Below are 20,917 nucleotides of genomic sequence, written 5' to 3' on the forward strand. Positions count from 1 at the left end.
TAGGGCCGCTCAGGTATGGTTCGCGCCGGTGACGCCGGGCCGCATAGGCTGCGAACATGGCACGATCACTGGTGATCAAGGTTACCGCAGGCGAAGACTCACCTGAGCGCTGCAATCAGGCGTTCACGGTGGCTGTGGCGGCACTGGCGAGCGGGGTCCCCGTCTCGCTCTGGCTGACGGGCGAATCCGCCTGGTTCGCCCTTCCCGGCCGGGCGAAGGAGTTCAGCCTTCCGCACGCGGCCCAGCTCGGCGACCTGCTCGACGCGGTGCTCGCGGGCGGCAAGGTGACGCTGTGCACGCAGTGCGCGGCCCGGCGGGACATCACGGTCGACGACGTGATCGACGGCATCCGCATCGCGGGCGCCCCCACCTTCGTGGAAGAGGTGCTGGGCGAGGGCGTCCAGGCCCTCGTCTACTGAGCAGGCCCTCGCCCGCTGAGACCGCCGGAGCACCGCCCGTCCCGAGCCCGCGGCCGTCGAGCCGCCGGCCGCCCGGCGAGGCCGGGCAGCCGGTCTCCTCAGCCGGCGGGACGCCACCGTCGGGGAGACGACCCTGCCGGTGGGACACCCCGCCAGTGAGACGTCCCTGCCGACAGGGCGACACCGTCATGAAGACGATCCCGCCGGTGAGACACCTCCGTCGGCGGGGACGACGCCCGATCAGCGGGGCAGCACCGCGGCCAGACGCTCCTCGCGGAGCCGGTCGAACCAGGCGTCGTCGATCGGCGGCAGCTGGGCACCCACCGCCCAGGTGAGCAGCAGGTCGGCGAGGCCGGGGTTGCGGGCGAGCGCGGGGCCGTGCAGGTAGGTGCCGACGATCTTGCCGATGTAGCAGCCCTCGGTGCCGTCGCCGTTGCCCGTGCCGACCGCCGTACGCGCCAGCGGCCGGACCCCGGCCCCGAGCCGGGTGACGCCCATGTGGTTCTCGAAGCCGGTCAGCGTCGGGATGCCGAGCGCCGGGTCCGCCTCCCCCGCCAGCTCTCCGACGGCCCGGCCCTGACCACGCCCGCTGGAGATGTCGATCAGGCCGATGCCGTCGACCGGCTGGCCCTCCTCGCCGCCGAACGTGGTGCCGATGATCTGGTAGCCCGCGCACACGGCCAGCAGGGCGGCGCCCCGCTGGATGGCCCGGTGCAGGCCGCCGTCGCGCCGCAGCCGCTCTGAGGCCAGGATCTGCGGCCGGTCCTCACCGCCGCCGATGAGGTAGATGTCGCCGCCCTCCGGGACCGGATCGGCCGAGCGCACGTGCACGGTCTCGACCGGGATGCCCCGGCGCTTGGCGCGCTGCTCCAGGACCAGGACGTTGCCCTGGTCGCCGTACGTGCTCAGTAGGTCCGGATAGATCCAGACAAGGCGCAGGGCGCTGTCAGACTGCACGACCGAACTCCGATCGGATCTGCTGGAAGGCGGTGTAGTTGGCGATCACGTCGACCTTGCCCGGCGGTTGCGCGGCGAGCGCCTGCTCGAACGAGCCCGCCAGCTGGAACGGCACGTCCGCCACGTCCAGCCGGAGGGCGAGGTCGAGCCGCCGTTCACCGGCCACGAAGACCGGCCTGCCGCGCAGCACGCGGTAGTCGACGTCCCACAGCCATGAGGTGTCGCGGCCGTCGGGCCCCTGGGCGTTGACGGAGAGGATCACCGGAAGCGAGGAGTCGAGCACGTCGAACGCCTCCAGCCACCCGGCCGGGTTCTTGGCGAGCAGCAGCCGGGCGTGCCGGCCGTCGCGTTCCACCGTGGTGTACCGGCCGGCGACCGACCTGACCTCGCGCAGCCGGGGAAGCGCCCGCTCGACGGGCAGGCCGAACACCTCGGCGGTGGCCAGCGCGATCGCCGCGTTGGCCCGGTTGGCGCGCCCGGGAAGCTGGATGTCGAGCACCCAGCGCCGCCCGCGCGGGTCGATCACCGCGTCGTCGTCGAGGATCCAGGACGGCTCGGGCCGCCGGAAGGTGCACTCGCGGCAGGCCCAGTCGTTCTCCCCCGACTTCGAGGGGGCACCGGCGCCGACGCTGCCGGGCGGGACGTACTCCATGCCCTTGCGGTCGAGGGGGCCGCCGCACTCGGGGCAGCACCAGGAGTCCTCCTTCCACGGCTGGCCCGCCGACACCCAGGTGACCGAGGCGGCCGTGGAGGCGCCCCAGGCCACCAGCGGGTCGTCGGCGTTGGCGATCACATGGGTGTTCCTGCCGGCCAGCGCCCGCCGCCACTTCTGGGCGAGCAGCCAGATCTCGCCCGCCCGGTCCATCTGGTCGCGGCTGAGGTTCATCAGGCAGATGACCCCGGCACCGGTGGTGTCGATCACCTCGGGCAGGTATTTCTCGTCGACCTCCAGCACGCCGTACGGGGCGTGCTTGGCCGACGACAGCGCCGAGACGTGCCCGGCGGGCATGTTGGCGCCGAAGGCGTTGGTGGCGACGTCGCCGAGCTCCGACAGCGCGGAGGTGATCAGGCGGGTGGTCGTGGTCTTTCCGTTGGTCGCGCTCACCAGCGCGAGCTTGCGGTCGTGCGCGAGCTTGCGCAGCAGGTCGGGCTCCAGGACCAGGCTCACCCGGCCCCCGATCACCGACCCGTCTCCGCGCCCGGTGACCCGGGACAGGGTCGCGGCCGTCCGGCCGAGAGCGGTGGCGAGCTGCGCCCGCAGCGGAAGCTGAGTCATGCCGTCTCCTCGCTTGGCGACCCGTCGCGGGACGACCCGGCGGCCGACCGGCCCGGCCGCGGGACCGGAATCACCGAATCGTTCATGCCGCAGATCTTAGCCCTGCTTCGGCACCGTCACCCCCCGGCGGCACGTCACACACACCCCCCGGTGACGGTGAGGTACGCGAGCCCTCGGACCCTGCCGGAGAACACCGGAAAAGACCCGGGCTGAGCTCATGGCGGAGTTCGGGGAAAAGCTCACGGCAAAGCTCACGGAGTGAACCTTCCGCACGCCGGGGGACACCTTGGCCGAACCGCCCTCACGGCTCGACGAAGGCGAGCTCGGCGGGCTCCGGCGAGTCGGCGTCGAAGGGCAGCACGAACCGGTGCGGCCACGACAGCACGCTCTCCAGCCAGCTCGCCCCCATGGTCTGGGACACGTGCCGGAGCCGGTCGGCCGGGTCGACGCCGATGGTGACCGTGAGGATGTCGCGCTCCACGCTCTCGCGCTCGTCGTCGCCGAGGATCACCCGCCAGGCCAGCTCCCTGTTCCTGTCCACCTCCATGGACAGCGGGTGGTGGCGGAGCGCCTTGGCCCGGTGGCCGAGCAGCTCGGTGCCGCCCGCGGGACGGTTGAACAGGGCGTACTCCATGACCGGTGCGGAGCCGCGCGGGTTGGGCGCGGGCTGTCCGTGCGGGAAGAGCCTGTCCACCTCGTGCAGCCACCGCACCTGCGGGATGACCCAGGCGGGCCCCGGCCGCTCGCCGGGGTCGCGGTCGGGACCGAGCAGCCTGGTCGCGATCGTGGCGACCTGCTCGGTCAGCTTGGCCGGGTCGCTGACGGTGCGCAGCGACCAGGCGCGGCGGCCCACGCAGCGTTCCACCGCCGTGGCCAGCAGGCACTCGCGCCGTCGCGGCGGGAGCTCCGCCCACAGGTCGGCCAGCGCCCTGGGCACCCCGGGCACCGGCCGGTTGGTGCAGAACGCCAGCACCAGCGTGTCGGTCCAGATCCGCAGCCAGGCCCATTCGGACGCCCCGGCGAGCAGGTCCGCCTCGCGCAGCTCGACCAGCGTGCACGCCCGGCCGGTGCGGCACTCCTGCCCGCAGGCCGCCGAGCGGCGTCCGCAGATGGGCGGCATGTGGCCGGGGACCGGGCGCTCGCGGTCCTCGCCCAGCGGCACCTGGATGCGCAGCGGCCGGTCCATTCCGTCGGCGAAGACCGCGGCGACGCCGGGCGGGAGCGAGACGACCTGCCGGGACTGCTCCTCGCTCAGGTTCGTCGCCGCGCCGACCAGCTGGCGGTCGTCCTCGGCGGGGAGCCGGTGGATGACCTTCAGCGCGGTGTTCTTCACCACGTCGGAGACCAGCTTCGTGGGGATCTGCTCGGCGACCACGATGCCCTCGCCGTACGCGCGGATCTCGGCGAGCATGCCCGCCAGGAGCTCGACGGCGTGCGTGCTGGCCCGCCCCGCGCCCCGGTCGCGCAGCAGCCGGTGCGCCTCCTCGATCACGATGACGTGCTTGAGCCCGCTGCTGCGCTCCTTCCTGGCCCGCATCCGCAGGTGCTCCACGATCCGGATGATCAAGGTGCCCATCAGGAACGCCTTGTCCTCGTCGTTGGCGACGTCCTCGATGGCGAGCACCACGTTGCGCTGGAGCAGGTCGCCGATGTCGGCGGGGTGCCCGCCCTCGAAGAACCGGCCCGCGGAGCCGACCCGCAGCGACCGAAGCCGCAGCGAGATGAAGCCCTCCACGTCGGCCTGGACCTCCCGGCCGTAGCCGATCTCCTTGATCACGTCCATCGCGTGCCGCTGGAGCTGTTCGAGGGTCGGTACGGCGGGCCTGACCGCGGCGCCCGGGGCAGCCCAGCCGGTGACCACGTCCCAGCCGTTGGCCTCGTACACCCGCTGCAGGGCGAGCGACATGATCTGCGGGAACGGCTCCTCGGCGTCGAAGGCCGCCATGAACAGCGCGCGGACCATGTCGATGTGGGCCTGCACCGGATAGCCGGGCTCGGGGGCGAGCGGGTTGACGCTGAACGGCACGCTCTCCGGGGCCGACGGGTTGATCACGGTCACCGGGGCGAGATGCTCGATCCGGCCGCCCATCGAGGCGTACTCGGACTTGGCGGGCTCGATGGCGAGCCACGGGATGCCCGCGCCGGTGAGCTGTTCCAGCAGGTGCCTGACGGTCTGCGACTTGCCGGAGCCGGTGGCGCCGGTGACGAAGGCGTGCCGGTTGAGGGTGGCCAGCGGGACCTTGAACGAGCCGACCGGCCTGTCCTGGCCGTCGAGGATCGATCCGAGCTCGACGGTGAGCGCGCCGGGCACGTTGTCCGCCTCGCTGGTCACGTCGAAGAAGCCCGCGTCGAGGACCCGTACCCCCGGCACCTCCCGGTGCGGCAGCCCGGCGAGCGCGGCGAGCGCCCCCGCGGTGGCCGCGAACGGGGAGGCCGCGCCGTCCGCCGGGTCCTGCAGGGTCGTGGCCAGCGCCTCGGCGAAGCCGTACACGGGACCGGACAGCGCGCTGCGCAGGCGGTAGGGGTGGTGGCTCATCTCGGCGGAGCCGACGAGCACGGGGGCGATCTGGCGCAGCTCCTCGGGCCCGGCGGCCCCGGCGAGCACCCGGACGTTCCACAGCCCGGCCTCGCGGAAGGCGTCCAGCTCCTGCATGCGCCGCTCGGCCCGCTCGGCGTCGTAGCGGGAGCGCTCGGAGGCGTCCCCGTACTGCCGCAGCACGTTGAGCTGGGTGCGCAGGTGCGCGACCTCGGCGTCGAGCAGGTCGGTCTGCTCGGCCACCACCAGCCAGGCGAACGGCCGGGACATGAGCGTGACCAGCGTCGACTCGAAGAGCGTGGGCCGCCTGATCTCGTCGGCGTCCGGCTCGCGGCGCCCGCCCAGCGGCGGGGCCTGCCGTCCCGGGCAGACGGTCCAGGCGAGGTCGGACAGGTCGCGGAGCCACTCGTCGCCGATCCGGACACCGCGGGCACCGCTGGGGAACAGCAGCGGCTCGGGACCGCCGGGGGCGTGCTCGGCCTCGGTGGCGGCCCTGCGGGGCGGGCGCGGCGGGGTGAGCGGCCCCGCGTTGGTGATCAGCTCCAGCGGGGCACCGGACCCGCGCGAGAGCCAGCCGACCACGAAGGGCCGGTTGCGCTGGGCCGTGGAGAGCACGGCGGGCAGGACGGTGACGAAGTCCCACTCGGCGGAGGAGCTGCGCGAGGGCGCCGTGATCGCCTGGATTCTGTACCAGGGACCGGTCAGGACATTGGGCGGACGGGACACACTTGGCTGCATTTGGTCTCCACCCGGGGGACCCGGCTCCAGGCCGGAGGGTTGACGCTTCACGGATCGCTCCGTCGTACCGGCCGACGCATGATCGAGATCGAGGGTAGGTCACCCCCGCAACCACGGTCGAACCTGACTCGGGGCTCGCACCCCGGCATTGACCATCCCATTACGAGATACGGACGACTCGTTGACGCACCCGGTGAAAACGCCGCCGCCCGAGCGATCCTCACCCGAGCCTTCTCCCCCCTCCAGGTTCGCGTCACCCGAGCCTCCTTCGCCCGGGCCTTCCCCCTCCGTGCCCGCGTCGCCCGGACCCGCACCGCCCGGGCCTCCCCCCTCCGTGCCCGCGCCGGCCGGGCTCCCGTCGGCCTGGGCCGGGTTCTCATTGGCGGCGACGCCAGTCGAGCCTGGCCGGGGGCGGGCCGAGGTTGGGCGGCGCGTCCTCGAACGCGCTCGACGCGCGCGGCTCCGCCTTCTGCTCCTGGTGCACGTGGTCCAGCGCGGCTTCCCTGATCTCGTCGAACTCGCCCAGCGTCGTCTTGGGGAAGGTCAGTATGGCCGGGTTGGCATCGGCGAGACGGACCCTGCGGCCCTCGGCGGTGGCGTCGGTGACGATCACCGAGGTGGTGGGAAGCTGCTGGAGCTGGTGGGGCTCGACGAGGAACTCCCTGGAGCGGTGCAGCACCCGCTCGGTCTCCCCCATCGCCTTGGTCGCGCGACGGCCCCACTCGGTGGACTCGGTGATGTCCTCCTTGAGGTCCGTGTGGCTCACGTCGCGCTCCTCGTCGCCCTCCTCGGCCTGGCCGACCGTGGAGACGTAGCCGCCGTCCATCCCGGCCCCGGCGGCGCTGATCGTCTCGGTGAGCTGGGCGAGCTCCAGCCGGTGCTCGGTGCCGACGTGCTCGCTGGCGACCCGGGCGTCCTCGGCGTTGCCGAGCCGCATGAACGTCACCGCCGCGTGCCCGCGCCCGAGCCGCTCCCGCACGGTCGGGGTCAGCGACCGGTAGGTGAGCACGAGGCCGGTCCTGGAGGTCTCGCAGGCGTCCATCAGCCGGTCGAGCACGTCACCGCGGAGCTTGTCCGCGCCCGCGACGATGATCGTGTGGTACCACGGCCGCTCGGAGGCCGGCGACTGGCGCAGGATGTGGGTGAGCGCGGTCGCCACGTACGTGCCCAGGACGCGGTTGCCGAACACGCCCGCCTGGCGGTCCATCGACACGACCCGCAGGCGCGCGGGCGGCAGGCGCACCGCCTCCGAGCCGAGGGTCTCCAGCTTGCGCAGCTGCGACTCCAGCGCCCACGCCCGCTCGATCACCACCCGGTCGCTGACGCCCCGGCCGAACAGCGTGCCGATCCGCTCCAGCTGGGTGGCGGTGATCAGGCCGAACCGCAGGTCCTCGCGGGGGTCGCCGACCTGGGCCAGGGCACGCAGGGCGGCGGTGACCTGGTTGATCGTGGCGCTCTCGCCGAGGACCTCCAGGACCCGCTCCAGGATGGCGTTGTCGAACGACAGGTCCCTGGTCGAACGGTGCTCCTCGCTGACGCTCACGACGTGGGCGAGGACGTCGGCGAAGGCCTCCGGGGCAAGCGTCGCGCCCAGGTCGAGCCGGGGCAGGTCGACCGGCAGCACCCAGACCAGCGGGTCGTCGCCGCCCCTGCGCGCGAGCTCGATCAGGTCCTTGGCGATCGCGCCCTCGGACAGGTCGAGCACGGTCAGGTGGCCGCCGCTGTAGAGGCGGGTCGCGCCGAGCAGGGTGATCAGCGCCGACCAGCCGGGCAGCGTGCCCCCGGCCACGTCGATCCGGTCGATCTCGTCGGGCACCGCCACCGCGTACCAGGTCAGCTGGCGGTCGTGGCGCTCCTTCTTCTCCGCCCACTCCCGGTAACGGGCGGCGTGCTCCTCCTGGGCGAGGAAGAGCTCCCGGTCGCGTTCCTCACGCAGCCGGTCACCGGCCGCCTCGCGCTCCCTGATGCGGTGGCGCACCGCCCGGTCGCCCTGGTGGACGGCGTAGCTGCAGAACGCCGCGATGCCACCGGCGGCGATCACCCCGACGGCGGCGAACGACCAGCTGAGCATCTGGGTGAGGCCGAGGACGAGGATCAGGGTGGCGAGCGCGGCCATGAACCCTCGGACGATCTTGACCGGCCGGTTCAGGAGGTCCTCGTTGAGGCGTTCCCTGCGCACCCACTCGGGGTCGAGCGGCTCGGGGGGATTCTCGACGGGCGAGGGTCGCTTGGGAGCCGGACCCGGATCAGGGTGCAACAAGGCGTACTGCCAGCCCAGGTAGATCCGGTCCGCCTGGAGCTGCGCATGCTCTGGATGCACGTCCGCCACGGAACCTCCGCCATCGGGCTCATCGGAAGCCTCGGAGACAGCGTAAGAGTTCGACATCATATTCGGGCAGCGTTCCCGTCAATCCGCTGTATTTTCCCCAGGTTCGCCAGGACTTAAGGGGCAGATGAGTCGGATGAGACGGACGTCAGCGATTAACATCGTTTCTCATGACTCCGCCTTCCGAGGGTCCCACCAGACGGCGCCCCATCGCGGTCCCGCTCGTCGCCCTGGTGACGGCCGCCGGTCTGGGAGTCACCGCCGCCCTCGGCGGCTTCGCCACGGCCCCCGACAAGCCTCCCAAGCGGCTCGGCCAGGGCTCGACCGTGGACCAGGAGCAGTTCACGACCACGTTCGTCGGGTCCCGCACCCTGAGCGAGCCCGGCCTGTTCGGCGGCCCCGCCAAGCGCTTCCTGGAGATCGAGCTCCGGGTCGTCAACAAGGGCGACGAGACCGCGATCACGGGACTGCTCTACGAGGGCACCCTGGCCGGCGGGTCCCTCGGCACGTCCCTGCTCAAGATAACCCCGGCGATCAAGGGCAAGTACGGCGCGTCGGTGTTCTCCCCCACCGGAGGCGGCGAGAGCACACAACTCCACCCGGCCCTGCCGACCAGCGTCGTGGTCAGGTACGAGCTGGAGGACAGGCAACGGGCTCCCAAGCAGCTGACGATCGACGTCGGCAAGTACGAGTGGCGTGAGGGGATCACCCTGGCGCCGGGCTGGTTCCTGGTGACGGAGAACGACGCGGGCAAGGAGAAGCCCGTGGTGACGGCCCAGGTCACGCTTCCCGTCGTGCCGAAGGGAACACGTTCGTGAACGCCTCTTCCCGTTCCCGGCCCGAGGCCCGTCCTGACACTCATTCGCCGCCCGAGCCCCGGCCCCGGCCCGAGACTCGTCCCCGGCCTGAGAACCACCCCCGGCCCGGCTCCCGCTCCGGAACGCCCGCCCGCCGCAGAACCACCGCGCCGCCGAACCGGTGGCGCGCCGCCGGCGCCGTGCTGGCCGGGATCGCGCTGGCGGCCTCGGCCGTGGGGCTGCAGGCCTTCGGCTCGGGGATCGCCGACCATGACGCGCCCCTCACCTCGACCGGCGACATCAACGAGGAGGTCACCGGCTCCCGGATCTCCGCGCGGGTCAAGGCGGTGCACGCGGCCAAGGCCGTCGCGACCAAGAAGGCCGGCGGCGAGCAGCAACGGGTGACCGCCAAGGGGATCTTCATCATCGTCGAGGTGGGCGCCACGGCGACCTGGGAGCCGCAACAGCTGGGGCCTCCCCGGCTGCTGACGGGCGGCGGGCACCGTTACGTGGCCTCCGACAGGGTGGACCCGATGTCGACCATCACCCATCCCTACATCCAGCCGGGCTGGTGGACCGAGGGCGTGACGGTCTTCGAGATACCGCCCGGGGAGCTCCCGGACTCGCGGATCCTGCTCGCCCCCTCATCCGGTTTCATCGTCGAGCCGAACGGACCCGAGATCGAGATAGACCTGGGGCTGGACGAGGCGGCCGCGCGACGGCTGACCTCCACCGCGAAGGACGTCTACGAGTTGGCGAGCAGGAACTGATGGGGACGCCACACCGGGGAGGCCCCGAGGACGAGCAGGGCCGCGACTGGTTCGCCTCGCGGGAGGAGCTGCTCGCACGAGAGGAACGGCTCGCACGGGAGGCACGCTCCGCGCGCGAGCCCCGGCCCGCGGAGGAGCACGGGCCGGCAGGGGAGCACGGGCCCGCACGGCAGAACCGGCCCGACTCGGAGGATCGTTCCTCCACGCCGTCTCGCGATCCCTACCGAGGCAGCCCCTGGCCCGCCACCCTCGGCACCTGGCCGGCGCCCCCCGGCACCCCCGGCGAGCATCCGACACCGCCCGGCCCGACACCGCCCGGCCCGCTGCCTTCCGGACCGCTGCCTTCCGGCGCTGCCGGCGAGCGTCAGACGTCGCCAGGACCGATGTCTCCCGGCACTCCCGGTGCTCCGGGCGCTCCCGGCGTCCCCGGTGCTCCCCTCGGACACCCGGCACCGCCCGGTCTCGACGACGCGCCCACGCAACCTCGCGGCCGTCACGCGGAACCTCCGGCGGCCCACCGGCGGCGTACCGGACAGAATCCGGAACGGCCCGCGCTTCCCCGGGCCCGGCGGCTGAACCCGCCCGAGCCCGGGAACCGCCATGCCGGGCAGGGGTTCCCCCCTCCGGCGCAACCGGCTCCCGCCGCCCGGCCCCGGCCCGCCGCCTCACCGGCGCCCCCCACTCCGGCCCCGGGTCTCCCGGCCGTACCCCCCGCCCAGGCCCCCGGTCTCCCCGCCGTACCTCCCACCCCGGCCAGGAGCCGCCCCACCCCGCCTCAGCGCCGGCAACCTCCGGGCGGTGGTCAGTGGACGCCCGGCCCTATGCAGACGTTCCCGGACGAACAGGTCTGGCCCCCGAAGCCGCCCGTGGAAGAACCGGCGGAAGAGCCGGAGGGAGCCTCGACCCAGCCGTTCCCCTCCGTCACCGGGTCCCCGCTGCCCAGACCCTCCGCCGCCGGAACCGGGACGGCGGCGGCGATGCACGCGGCCGCCCCCGCCGACGCGCCGCCAGGGGAACGCCCACCGCAGGAGACCGCGGCGGCCGCGGAGGAGACCTCACCGAGGAGGAGGCGCCGTACGGTGTTGCGGGCCGGCGCGGCGATCGTGGCCGTGGGACTCGGCATCGCGGTCTCCACGTGGAACGGTTACACCGTCTACAGGACCGGCAACCCCGCCGACAGGATCTACACCGTCGCCGCGGGGGGCGCCATGACGCTGATGCACGTGTCGTGGAAGTCCTCGGTCGAGCAGGTGGACAGCCTGCCCGGCCAGAAAACCCTCCCGGCCGACCGCCAGTGGCTGAAGATCAAGGTGACGAGGACCGCACTGGACGCCGAGGGCATCAGCCGGCGCGGTGAACCCCAGGTCGAGGTAAGGCATTCCGACGGCCGCGTATGGAAGGTCCTCCCCGAGAGCGACGACGTCCCGGACGAGGCCAAGGACCACAGGGTCGGTACCGCGTACTCCTACAACATGGTCGCCGTGGTGCCCAGGAAGCTGGCGGGGCAGGTCGAGGTCCACGTCCGCCCCGCCACGTACGACGTCGTGGAGGACGAGTCCGCGAAGGACATCTTCAAGAAGGCCGCGGAGCAGAAGGACCCTGTTCAGGACCAGGTGCTGCGCTTCCGGCGGTGAGCGTCTCCCCCGCCTCACGACTGCGGGTGGCCGCGATGTCGAACGTGGCCGCCAGCAGGCAGACGGTCAGCGTCAGCACCGCCATCTCCCTGACGAAGGACACCGGCCCGGACAGCGCCAGCCAGACGAACGGGTCCTCGTTGCCGATCAGCATCCGCACGCCCCGGTCCGCGTAGTCGGTGACCACCCTGATCCCGACATAACCGAGGCAGAAGAGACCGAACAGCGCGGGACCGCCCCGGACGGCGAGCCGGAAGGCGTTCATCGGGGGGACCCAGCGCTCCTGGAACCCGGCCGTGGCACGGGTCATCGTGGTCTGGGTGAGGTTGTGCGTCCGCTCCATGCGGGTGGCCACGTTGTCGAGCCTGGTTCCCCGTACGACGGCCCGGGTGTCCTCGGCGAAGGCTCCGTAGACGAGCGAGGCGACCGTCAGCCAGGTGAGCGGGACGACCAGACCGTCGATCACATGGGGCCAGACGTCCCCGACAGCGTCCCAGAAGGTTTTCCACCACGGCATCGCCTCACCCGCCTGCTCGGCCCAGTCCCTGGCCGCCGCCACGACGGCCCGGTCCTCGAGCCATTCCGCCCGCGCCTCGGCGAGGGCGAACAGGGCGTTGATGCTGTAGAAGGCGAAGGCCAGCTCGAAGAAGGTCGCGAACACGCCGCTGCCCCTGACCTTGCCGTTGACGTGCCACCAGCTGAACAGCGTCTTGAGCAGGTACGCGACCGCGGCGACCCCCAGGGAGACCCGCACGTCCAGCGTGGAGAGCCCGGTGCCGCCCTCCACTTCCTGCCCCGCGAGACTCGCCGCGAAGTCCTGGTCGACCCGCCTGGCGGTGTCGACGGCGATGAACTCCCTGGCGTCGGCGTTCTGGAAGCTCCAGGCGAGGTAGATGGTGGCGAAGACCAGCGTGGCACGGTTCAGCGCGCCGAACATGCTCTCGTCCGCCTCGCCGCCCTCCCGCCGCGCCTGGATCTCCCGCAGCGCCCCGCGCACCGAGTGCAGCATGCCGACCATGATCACAAGCTCGTTCAACACGATCAACGTGAAGACGAACATCGTGATGACGAGCCGTACCTGCCGGTAGTCGCCGTGGGAGACCTCGCTGGCGGCCACCATCAGCAGCCCCCGGACCACCCTGCCCGCCGAGAACCAGAGGATCAGCGACAGGGCGCAGGCACCGAAGATCCTGAGCGTGTGCATGGGCAGCGAGGCCGCGGAAAGCGAGGCGGACCTCCGGCCGACTGCCGGCGACTGTGCGGGCATAACAGGCGTTTCAGGCACCCGACGCATGCTAACGACTCCCCTGACGGAGCGCAGCCCTACCGGCGAGGCCGGTGGAACACCGCGCTCCCGGCACCTCCCGCCGACCCCGTCGACCCTCTCCGGCCGTCGTGAGCGCGACCGGATCCCCGCCGGATAGGAAGGGCGCCGAGACGGTGACCGCCACAGGTTTCCACGCTCGTGACCTGCACCGGCCGAGACCGGAGGGCCCGCCGAATAAACGACCGGCCCCGTTTGTTGCAGCGGCAATGAAGCGCATGGAAGTCTGGGCCGACGTGGTCTGCGCGTGGGCCTACATCGGCAGGCGGCGCCTGGAGCAGGCGGAATTCGGCGAGGACGTGGAGATCGTCTGGCGCCCGTACGTCATCGATCCGACGGCTCCGGTTCCGTCGGAGCCGCTGGAGGAGGAGCTGCGCGACCAGGTCGCCGAGGGCGCCCTGCGAGCCCTCCACCCGACCCCGGCGCCGCCCCCGGCGGGGGAGCGAACCGATGACGGCGGGCGGCCGCGGGGCGCCGTGTGGCGGGCGAACACGTTCGACGCCCACCGGGTGATCGCCCTCGCCCACCGGCGGGGCGGTGCGGCGCTCCAGGGCGCGGTCGTGGAGCGGATCCTGCGTGCCCACTTCGTCGAGGGCTCCGACATCGGGGACCGCGCCACCCTGGTGGCGCTCGCCGCCGAGGCCGGTCTGGACGGCATGGCCGAGGCGCTCGGCCGAGGCGACGGCGCGGACGAGGTCCGCTCCGAGCTGCTGCGCGGCAAGGCCGAGGGCATCGTCACCTCGCCGACCTTCGCGGTCGGCGACACGATGGTCTCCGGCGCGCAGCCGGCCGAGGTCCTCGGCGGCCTGGTACGGGACGCCGCTCCCCGGCGGGAACTCCCCGACGAGGTCAGGTGGCTGCGCCAGGCCGAGGCGCTGCTGGACGCCCGGGATCCCCTCGGCGCCTTGTGGACGCTGCGTCCGCTGCTGGCCGATCACGGCGACGATCCCGCGGTCCGGCTGCTGGCGGCCCGCGCCTACTTCGGCTCGGCCCAGCTCGGCAGGGCGAGGGAGACCCTGGAGGCGCTTCTGGAGCGCACCCCCGGTGACCACTACGCCCGGTTCCTGCTCGGCCGGACCCTCGAACGCGCCGGCCGTCTCCCCGAGGCCCTGCCCCACCTGCGCCTGGCGGCGGCCATGTCCCCGGAGCCCGACTACGTCGATGCCCTCGATCGTGTCGAGAACCGTCTGGCGGACCGTCTCGCGGTCTGACATGAGAGGGCGTCTCGCGGTCTGACATGAGAGGGCGGAGACACGACGGAGAGGACCGGCCTCCCGAAGAAGAGCCGGTCCTCTCACCCTGCTGATTCGTGCTGTTCGGTCAACGTGCTGGTTCGCTGTGGCGAGTCCGGCCCCGAGAGGTCAGACGGCCACGGCGAGCTGGGTGACCTCACCCAGGCGGGCCTGGGCCGGGATGTCCTTGGTGACCCCGCCGCCCGCGATGATGCGGACGGTCCAGTCACCGGGGGCGGCGAAGAAACGGAAGATGCCCTCGTCGGACACCACGACCTCACCGGTGAACTCTCCCGCGTGGTCGAGCAGGCGGGCGTATGCCGTGCCCGCGCCCGAGACCACGCCCTGTATGACGGCCTGGCTCGAAAGATCGATCCCGGCCGGAAGGGCAACCGTCTGTTCCGGAGCAGCGCATCCCTGAGTCATTATCGGGCCTCTCCCAGTTCGATCGGCACGCCGATGAGCGAGCCGTACTCGGTCCACGATCCGTCGTAGTTCTTGACGCTGGCCTGGTCGAGGATCTCGTGGAGGACGAACCACGAGTGCGCGGAGCGCTCCCCGATGCGGCAGTAGGCGATGGTGTCCTTGGAGAAGTCGACGCCCTCACCCTCGTAGAGGGCCTTGAGGTCCTCGTCCGTCTTGAAGGTGCCGTCGTCGTTGGCGGTCTTCGACCAGGGGATGTTGCGGGCGGTGGGAACGTGGCCGCCGCGCTGTGCCGCCTCCTGCGGGAGGTGGGCGGGCGCGAGCAGCTTGCCGGTGAACTCGTCGGGCGAGCGCACGTCGACCAGGTTGAGCTTGCCGATCGCGGCGACGACGTCGTCACGGAAGGCGCGGATGGACAGGTCCTGGTCCTTGGCCTGGTAGCTCGTCTCGGGACGCGCGGGGACGTCCTTGACCAGCTCGCGGGAGTCGAGCTCCCACTTCTTGCGGCCACCGTCGAGAAGCTTGATGTTCTCGTGGCCGTAGAGCTTGAAGTACCAGTACGCGTAGGCGGCGAACCAGTTGTTGTTGCCGCCGTAGAGGACCACGGTGTCGTCGTTGGCGATGCCCCTGGACGACAGCAGCGCCTGGAAGCCCTCACGGTCGATGAAGTCGCGGCGGACCGGGTCCTGCAGGTCCTGCTTCCAGTCGACCTTCACGGCGCCACGGATGTGGCCCTTGTCGTATGCACTGGCGTCCTCGTCCACTTCGACGAGAACAACGCCGGGAGTGTCGAGGTTGGCCTCGACCCAGTCAGCGTCGACCAGGACGGCGGAGCGGCTCATTTTGATCCTCCAGGATCATCGTGCGGCGGGTAGTAAACGGCGAATGATCAAAAACATCTCGCAGCCGAGACAGAAACCAAAAGCGGCGTTGAGAAATGCGGCGAAAAGGGCCGCTGCGACGACACCGAGGGCCAGCGGCGTGATCTGTGTGACGTATCCGACCAAGCCCACCAGAGCGAAGGCGAGTCCGACCCCCTGCGCGAAACGCGGCGGGGCGGCGTCCTCCAGTTCCTTCGGCGGACTCTTCACCATCCCTTTGAAAATCATCCCGTACGGCGAGGTGCCGAGAACGCCCAGTGCGAACACGACGGCCTGCGCTGCCAGCAGCCACACGCTGCCCGTCACGAGGACGAGTGCGAGCACGACGGTGGTGACGGCCGCTGCGAAGCGGAGAGCTCGGGAATCAACCTGCATCGCCTGATGCTCCTGAAGGGTTGTGCAGATCGGTGCGGCTCGACGGCCGCTTGAGATCGCCCTTAGGAAACGCGACAGAGAGCGGTGGTCACGCGGCAGAAATCAACCGCGCGCCGCTTCGTAAGCAGCTCTGTCGTGGAGTTCATGTCCACGACATTACCCCGGCGTCCCGCCATCTGTCACATCCCTGTCCAATTTCTGAGACATGATCGTTCAATGGGCGATAGGGTGCCCCGCTCATTCGCCGACCGCCGGACCGAGGGCAGCGATGACGTCGGCTTTCCTGGGTTGGCCGGAGGCGCGCCTCACGACCCGCCCGGACGCGTCGAGGACGAGGACGGTGGGGGTGCGCAGGATGTTCAGCGATCGGACCAGGTCGAGGCGGGACTCCGCGTCGATCTCCACGTGCGCGACGCCGGGCACCATCCCGGCCACCTCGGCGAGGATCCGCCGGGTCGCCCGGCACGGCTGGCAGAAGGAGGTGGAGAACTGCACGAGCGTGGCCCGCTCTCCCAGCTCCGCGTGGATGTCCCCGGACGTGAGCCGCTCCACGTCGCCCCTCACCTCTCGCGCCACGCCGTTCCGCCGCCGCAGCACCACGCCCACGAGCGTGGCGAGGGCGAGGGTGACGACCACCACCGTCAAACCGGTCACGGAACACGACAACAGGCGTGCGACCCGCGCCATTCCCGCACCGGGTTCCCGCGCCGGCCTCCGCGTTCGGGCCGTTTCCCGGCACCGGGCGGACGGCTCTTCCCCAGACCGGGCGGACGACCCGGTGGAACGGGCGCGCCGGACGGGTCAGGGAGCGGGGATCGTGAGCAGCACTCGTCCCCCGGCGGTGGTGATCTCGAACGACGTGATCCGCTCCGGCGGGATCGTCGTGGTGCCCTCGAAGTCACCCGACTCGTCGTAGGCGGCCCGGTTGACGACCCAGTTGCCCGCCGTCTCCCTGAGCCCGCCCTCCCCGACCACCTCCAGCCGGCAGCGCGTGCCCTTGGCCACGCCGGTGAGCGCGACCTTGATCGTGGTCGCGCCCTCCCCCGCGGACGCGGTCACCACCGCGCGGACCGTGCCCGTGTCGTCCTCCCCCTTGAACCGCAGCTCGCTCGGGGCGAGCAGGACCTCCGGCGCGGGGCTGGACTGCGGTGACCCGGAGGTGTCCGGTACGGGACCGGCCGTCGAGGACCGGGCGGCATCCGGTGCGGAGCTGGCCGCCGGAGACCTGAACGCCTCCCGGGGCGGTGACGTGGAGGACTTGACCTTGGCACTGGCCCTGGCGTCGGTGTCGGGCGCGGCCGGGTCCCCGAAGGACTGAGCGCTCTCCTGGCCGCCCTCCGCGGAGGTCGCCGGCCTGTCCGCCAGAGGCGCCGACGCCGTGCCGACCTCCCGGGAGCCCTGGGTGACGGTCCACAGGGTGCCGCCGCCGAGCCCGACCACCAGGACCGAGGCGGCCAGCGAGAGCATCAGGCGGTTCGTACGGCGCCGCTTGGCCTTGGCGCTGAGCAGCCGGTCGAGCACCGCCGTGGGCGGGCTCGCCACCTGCGCCACGTCGCCCTCGGACACCCTGCCGAGGAACGCCGTCACCCCGGCCAGCTCCTCCAGCTCGGCCCGGCACTCGGCGCACTCGGCGAGGTGGGCCTCGACGAGCACGCGCTCGTCCGGCTCCAGGGCACCGAGAACGTAGACCCCGAGCGACATCCGTACTTCGTCACAGGTCATCATCATGGCGCGAGCCCCCGCTCCTCCAGCGCCAGTTTGAGCGCCCGAAGCGCGTAATACGTGCGCGATTTAACCGTTCCTGCGGGGATGCCGAGCGACTCGGCGGCCTCCTTGACGGATTTCCCCTGGTAGTAGACCTCGGCCAGCACCTCGCGGTGCTCGGGCCGCAGCGCGGCCAGCGCCTCGGCGACCGCCCACGACTCGACGGCCCGCTCCAGCTCGTCGTCGGCGGGCACCACGGCGAGCGCCTCGTCACCCGTCTCCGGGGGTCGCGCCTTGCGCGCCCGGTGCTGGTCGACGACGAGGTTGCGGGCCACCGTGAACAGCCACGCGCGGATGGAGCGGCCGGCGAACGCGTCAGGATGGCGCCAGGCCCGCAACAGCGTTTCCTGCACGACGTCCTCCGCTCTCCCCGAGTCGCCCGTCAGCCGCAGCACGTAGCCGTAGAGTGGCCCGCCGTGCTCGTCGAAGAGCGCCCTGACGAGTTGCTCGTCGGCGGTTCCGGCTTGGCTCACATCCTCACGACGTACGGCGGGACGATCCGGTTCAGGCACGGGGCACGTTCAGCCTCGGAGGGGCACGTCGGAGGCCTCGCCCGAGATGCGCAGCCCCTCGGGAACGGCCTTGACCTCGGTCAGCTTGAGGTTGTACGGCAGCTTGCCGATCGGGACGCGGTAGTTGATGAACCGCTCGGGGTCGGGCACGGGGATGCCTCCGCCCAGGGTCACCTTCCCGGGGACGAGCCGCAGGCCGCCCTCGACGATCTCGACCTTCAGCGCCGCCTTCACGGGCACCTTCTGCCCCAGCACGGTGATCTCCCCGCTGACGCTGAGCTCGTCGCCCACGACACTGACCTTGATCCCGCGAGGTGCCCGCTGGTTGAGCGTCTCCAGCGGGACGACCACCGCCCCCTCCACGCGCTCGGCGCGCATGTCCACCTGCTGGGGACGGAGCACCAGGTCCTCCAGCGAGGCCGTGACGCCGCGCAGGGTGAAGTCGACGCTCGACAGCCGGATGCCCGAGACGGTCATCGCGCCCGCGACGACCCTGACCTCCTCGTAACGCCCGGCGATCGCCTGGGTCAGGAAGGGGATGCCCTCGATCGTGACCTCCGGCGGGGTCGAGAGGTCGTACTTGGCCGTGGCCTGCGTGGCGATCTCGCGCTGGACCCCCGTGACGGCGACCCTGTCGAGGATCACCACGAGAACGAGAAGCAGGAGGAGAAAACCGATCAGCTTGCGCATCCGACTCCCTGTTCGTTCTCCGGCCCGAGGGGTGCCATTGGCGTGACCTCCCCCCGCAATCCTGTCCGAAACGCCGCGCCGTTGGTAGCGTCCACCCCGCTCAACCGCCCGCGAACGGCGGGAGCACCTCGACCGTCGCCCCGTCCTTCAGGACGATCGTCTCGTGGGCCCGCCTGCCCACCGGATCTCCGTCCACCAGGAACGACGACCGGCTCACCACGCGAGCCAGCCCTTCACGATTCGATGTGATTTTCGTCATCAACTCGGCAAGCGTCGCGGCCTCGGACCGCTCCTCCGCGATCCCCGCCGCTTCCTTCGCCGCGGCCCAATATCTGACAATGACCGTCGCCATCAGTGAATCAACTCCCCAAGCACACGTACGGTTACCGTGTCATTACGGTGAATCCACATGGAGAACGGGTGTTCACCAGGTGGACGTTCGCTGGACGCTGAACCCTTGTGGGTTATCCTCACCTACTACGGGACCTGGGCAACGTAGCCCCCGGGTCCTTACGTGTTTGTACGGCTGATTGCCGGCATGACGCGGGAAGGAGGCATCGTGAGCAATCTCCTGCTGCTCACCAACGCCCTTGAGCCCTCAACCGAGGTGCTTCCGGCGCTGGGGCTGCTACTGCACTCGGTACGGGTCGCGCCCGCGGAGGCATCCGCCCTGCTCGACACCCCGCCCGCCGACGCGATCCTGGTGGACGCGCGCCGCGAGCTCGTCCAGGCCAAGAGCCTGTGCCGGCTGCTGCGCACCACGGGCGTCGCCTGCCCCCTGGTGGTGATCGTCACAGAGGGCGGTCTCGCCGGGCTGACCGCGGAGTGGGGCGCCGACGACGTCATCCTCGACACCGCCGGACCCGCCGAGGTCGAGGCGCGGCTCAGGATGGCCGTCGGCAAGCTCCACCTGTCCGCCGCCGAGGAGGTGCCGGACGAGATCCGCAACGGTGACCTGTCGATCGACGAGGCCACCTACACCGCCAGGCTCCGTGGGCGCGCGCTGGACCTGACCTTCAAGGAGTTCGAGCTCCTGAAGTACCTGGCGCAGCACCCCGGCAGGGTCTTCACCCGCGCCCAGCTCCTCCAGGAGGTCTGGGGGTACGACTACTTCGGCGGCACCCGCACCGTGGACGTCCACGTCCGGCGGCTCCGCGCCAAGCTCGGCGCCGAGTACGAGGCGCTGATCGGCACGGTCCGCAACGTCGGTTACCGGTTCGTCCCCGAGCGCGGCAACGAGCCCGTCGAGGAGCGCGAGCCCGCGCGCCACTAGGCCCCTGTCCTTCCCGGCCCTGTGTCTCCCGGGGTTCCCAGGAGTCGCCGGAAACGGCCCTGGCACGTTCCCGCCCCGCGGAGTTGTCGCCAGGGTGGTGGGCCGCACCCGCCAGTGCCGGGCGAACCGGGTGAGTACGCGGTCGTGTCCGGCCATGCGTGATGTGCGTGTGACGTGCGTGCCCTTCAGGCGCGTCCGCCGGACGCCGAGCCGGGTGTGCCTGACGCGCCAGGCGTCCCGAACGCCCGGGGAGCTCCGGACGCTCCAGGCGTTCCCGACGCTCCGGGTGCTCCCGACGCTCCGGGCGTGACCAGCCCTGACTCGTAGGCGAAGACGACGAGCTGTGCCCGGTCGCGCGCCCCCAGCTTGGTCATCGACCGGCTGACGTGGGTCTTGACGGTGGCATGGCTGATGGCCAGGTGCCCCGCCATCTCCGCGTTGGACATGCCCGTGGCGACCAGTGCCAGGATCTCCAGCTCCCGGCCGGTCAGGCGTTCCAGGCCGGGCCCCGCGACGGGCCTGGGCGGGGTGGACACGTACTCCTCGATCAGCCGCCGGGTCACGGAGGGCGAGAGCAGCGCGTCACCGGCGGCGGCCACCCGGACCGACCTCAGCAGCTCGGCGGGTTCGATGTCCTTGAGCAGGAATCCCCCGGCCCCGGCGCGCAGCGCGGCGAAGACGTACTCGTCGAGGGCGTAGTTGGTCAGGATCACCACGCGCACCGCGTCGAGCTCGGGGTCGGCGCCGATCCTCCTGGTGGCCTGGATGCCGTCCAGCAGGGGCATCCTGACGTCCAGCAGCGCCACGTCCGGCCGCAGCGCGCGGGACATCTCGACGGCCTCGACACCGTTGCCCGCCTCGCCGACGACGGTGATGTCGCCGGCCATGTCGAGCAGTGCCCGGAAGCCCGCGCGGATCAGCGCCTGGTCGTCGGCGAGCAGCACCCTGATCACGGCCACCCCGCCGGCACCTGGTCGCCGGCCGGCGACG

20 protein-coding genes and 1 pseudogene are annotated in these 20,917 nt (G+C 71.6%); 6 read left to right on the top strand and 15 right to left on the bottom strand.

Annotation, left to right across the window (positions count from 1 at the left end):
- Window positions 1-56 precede the first annotated feature (56 nt).
- A complete protein-coding gene (locus AB0G15_RS17720; RefSeq protein WP_362678196.1) occupies window positions 57-419 on the top strand; it encodes a DsrE family protein in 363 nt (120 codons plus the stop codon).
- 240 nt (window positions 420-659) lie between these two features.
- Here the strand turns inward: AB0G15_RS17720 and AB0G15_RS17725 are convergent, their stop codons facing one another.
- From AB0G15_RS17725 to AB0G15_RS17740, 4 genes are all read right to left on the bottom strand, one after another.
- Window positions 660-1,376 carry a glutamine amidotransferase gene (locus tag AB0G15_RS17725; RefSeq protein ID WP_362678194.1) on the bottom strand — a complete coding sequence of 239 codons (717 nt, stop codon included), beginning with the start codon at window positions 1,374-1,376 and terminating at the stop codon, window positions 660-662.
- On the bottom strand, window positions 1,366-2,652 hold the full coding sequence (locus tag AB0G15_RS17730) for a MurT ligase domain-containing protein (RefSeq protein WP_362840563.1): 1,287 nt from the start codon (window positions 2,650-2,652) through the stop codon (window positions 1,366-1,368). Before AB0G15_RS17730 ends, AB0G15_RS17725 begins: the two co-directional genes overlap by 11 nt.
- Before the next feature lie 301 nt (window positions 2,653-2,953).
- On the bottom strand, window positions 2,954-5,926 hold the full coding sequence (locus AB0G15_RS17735) for an ATP-binding protein (RefSeq protein WP_362840566.1): 2,973 nt from the start codon (window positions 5,924-5,926) through the stop codon (window positions 2,954-2,956).
- A 376-nt stretch (window positions 5,927-6,302) separates the two neighbouring features.
- Entirely contained in the window at window positions 6,303-8,246 is a 1,944-nt protein-coding gene (locus tag AB0G15_RS17740) for a hypothetical protein (RefSeq protein WP_362840569.1), read from the bottom strand.
- Between the two features lie 176 nt (window positions 8,247-8,422).
- Between AB0G15_RS17740 and AB0G15_RS17745 the strand changes: the two genes are divergently transcribed.
- From AB0G15_RS17745 to AB0G15_RS17755, 3 genes are all read left to right on the top strand, one after another.
- Window positions 8,423-9,070 (top strand): hypothetical protein, encoded by a 648-nt coding sequence (locus AB0G15_RS17745; protein ID WP_362840572.1) that lies wholly within the window; start codon window positions 8,423-8,425, stop codon window positions 9,068-9,070.
- Window positions 9,067-9,819 carry a hypothetical protein gene (locus AB0G15_RS17750; RefSeq protein ID WP_362840575.1) on the top strand — a complete coding sequence of 251 codons (753 nt, stop codon included), beginning with the start codon at window positions 9,067-9,069 and terminating at the stop codon, window positions 9,817-9,819. The genes AB0G15_RS17745 and AB0G15_RS17750 overlap by 4 nt, the downstream gene beginning before the upstream one ends.
- Window positions 9,820-10,640: 821 nt before the next feature.
- Window positions 10,641-11,453 carry a hypothetical protein gene (locus tag AB0G15_RS17755; RefSeq protein ID WP_362840578.1) on the top strand — a complete coding sequence of 271 codons (813 nt, stop codon included), beginning with the start codon at window positions 10,641-10,643 and terminating at the stop codon, window positions 11,451-11,453.
- Here AB0G15_RS17755 and AB0G15_RS17760 read toward each other — a convergent pair.
- Window positions 11,392-12,657, bottom strand: a complete 1,266-nt coding sequence (locus AB0G15_RS17760; RefSeq protein ID WP_362840581.1) for a hypothetical protein — start codon at window positions 12,655-12,657, stop codon at window positions 11,392-11,394. The two genes, AB0G15_RS17755 and AB0G15_RS17760, sit on opposite strands and share 62 nt — an antisense overlap.
- A gap of 338 nt (window positions 12,658-12,995) precedes the next feature.
- On the opposite strand from AB0G15_RS17760, the gene AB0G15_RS17765 reads away from it, so the two are divergent.
- Window positions 12,996-13,988: a DsbA family protein gene (locus AB0G15_RS17765; protein ID WP_362840584.1), complete on the top strand. Its 993-nt coding sequence runs from the start codon at window positions 12,996-12,998 to the stop codon at window positions 13,986-13,988.
- Between the two features lie 150 nt (window positions 13,989-14,138).
- Here the strand turns inward: AB0G15_RS17765 and AB0G15_RS17770 are convergent, their stop codons facing one another.
- The 9 genes from AB0G15_RS17770 to AB0G15_RS17810 form a co-directional block, all read right to left on the bottom strand.
- Window positions 14,139-14,435, bottom strand: coding sequence for a DUF1416 domain-containing protein (locus AB0G15_RS17770; protein ID WP_329089613.1), 297 nt, complete (start codon window positions 14,433-14,435; stop codon window positions 14,139-14,141).
- Window positions 14,435-15,274, bottom strand: a complete 840-nt coding sequence (locus AB0G15_RS17775) for a sulfurtransferase (protein WP_362840587.1) — start codon at window positions 15,272-15,274, stop codon at window positions 14,435-14,437. Before AB0G15_RS17775 ends, AB0G15_RS17770 begins: the two co-directional genes overlap by 1 nt.
- A 15-nt stretch (window positions 15,275-15,289) precedes the next feature.
- Complete coding sequence (locus AB0G15_RS17780) at window positions 15,290-15,688, bottom strand: DUF4395 domain-containing protein (protein ID WP_362678173.1); 399 nt, start codon at window positions 15,686-15,688, stop codon at window positions 15,290-15,292.
- A 62-nt stretch (window positions 15,689-15,750) separates the two neighbouring features.
- Window positions 15,751-15,864: a putative leader peptide gene (locus tag AB0G15_RS17785; protein WP_362840590.1), complete on the bottom strand. Its 114-nt coding sequence runs from the start codon at window positions 15,862-15,864 to the stop codon at window positions 15,751-15,753.
- Window positions 15,865-15,925: 61 nt separating this feature from the next.
- Entirely contained in the window at window positions 15,926-16,264 is a 339-nt protein-coding gene (locus AB0G15_RS17790) for a thioredoxin family protein (RefSeq protein ID WP_362840639.1), read from the bottom strand.
- Window positions 16,265-16,489: 225 nt separating this feature from the next.
- Entirely contained in the window at window positions 16,490-17,416 is a 927-nt protein-coding gene (locus AB0G15_RS17795; protein WP_362840593.1) for a zf-HC2 domain-containing protein, read from the bottom strand.
- Window positions 17,413-17,925, bottom strand: a complete 513-nt coding sequence (locus tag AB0G15_RS17800) for a sigma-70 family RNA polymerase sigma factor (RefSeq protein ID WP_350969222.1) — start codon at window positions 17,923-17,925, stop codon at window positions 17,413-17,415. The genes AB0G15_RS17795 and AB0G15_RS17800 overlap by 4 nt, the downstream gene beginning before the upstream one ends.
- A 48-nt stretch (window positions 17,926-17,973) precedes the next feature.
- Window positions 17,974-18,654: a DUF2993 domain-containing protein gene (locus AB0G15_RS17805; RefSeq protein WP_362840595.1), complete on the bottom strand. Its 681-nt coding sequence runs from the start codon at window positions 18,652-18,654 to the stop codon at window positions 17,974-17,976.
- A 100-nt stretch (window positions 18,655-18,754) separates the two neighbouring features.
- Entirely contained in the window at window positions 18,755-19,006 is a 252-nt protein-coding gene (locus tag AB0G15_RS17810) for a MoaD/ThiS family protein (protein ID WP_362840598.1), read from the bottom strand.
- A 207-nt stretch (window positions 19,007-19,213) separates the two neighbouring features.
- Between AB0G15_RS17810 and AB0G15_RS17815 the strand changes: the two genes are divergently transcribed.
- Window positions 19,214-19,927 (top strand): response regulator transcription factor, encoded by a 714-nt coding sequence (locus tag AB0G15_RS17815; RefSeq protein WP_362840600.1) that lies wholly within the window; start codon window positions 19,214-19,216, stop codon window positions 19,925-19,927.
- A 299-nt stretch (window positions 19,928-20,226) separates the two neighbouring features.
- On the opposite strand, the pseudogene AB0G15_RS17820 reads toward AB0G15_RS17815, so the two are convergent.
- Window positions 20,227-20,880, bottom strand: a pseudogene (locus AB0G15_RS17820) (response regulator transcription factor); the annotation flags it as partial.
- Window positions 20,881-20,917: the final 37 nt, after the last annotated feature.

Origin of the sequence: Streptosporangium sp. NPDC023825 (assembly GCF_040639575.1) — a bacterium.
Taxonomy (GTDB): domain Bacteria; phylum Actinomycetota; class Actinomycetes; order Streptosporangiales; family Streptosporangiaceae; genus Streptosporangium.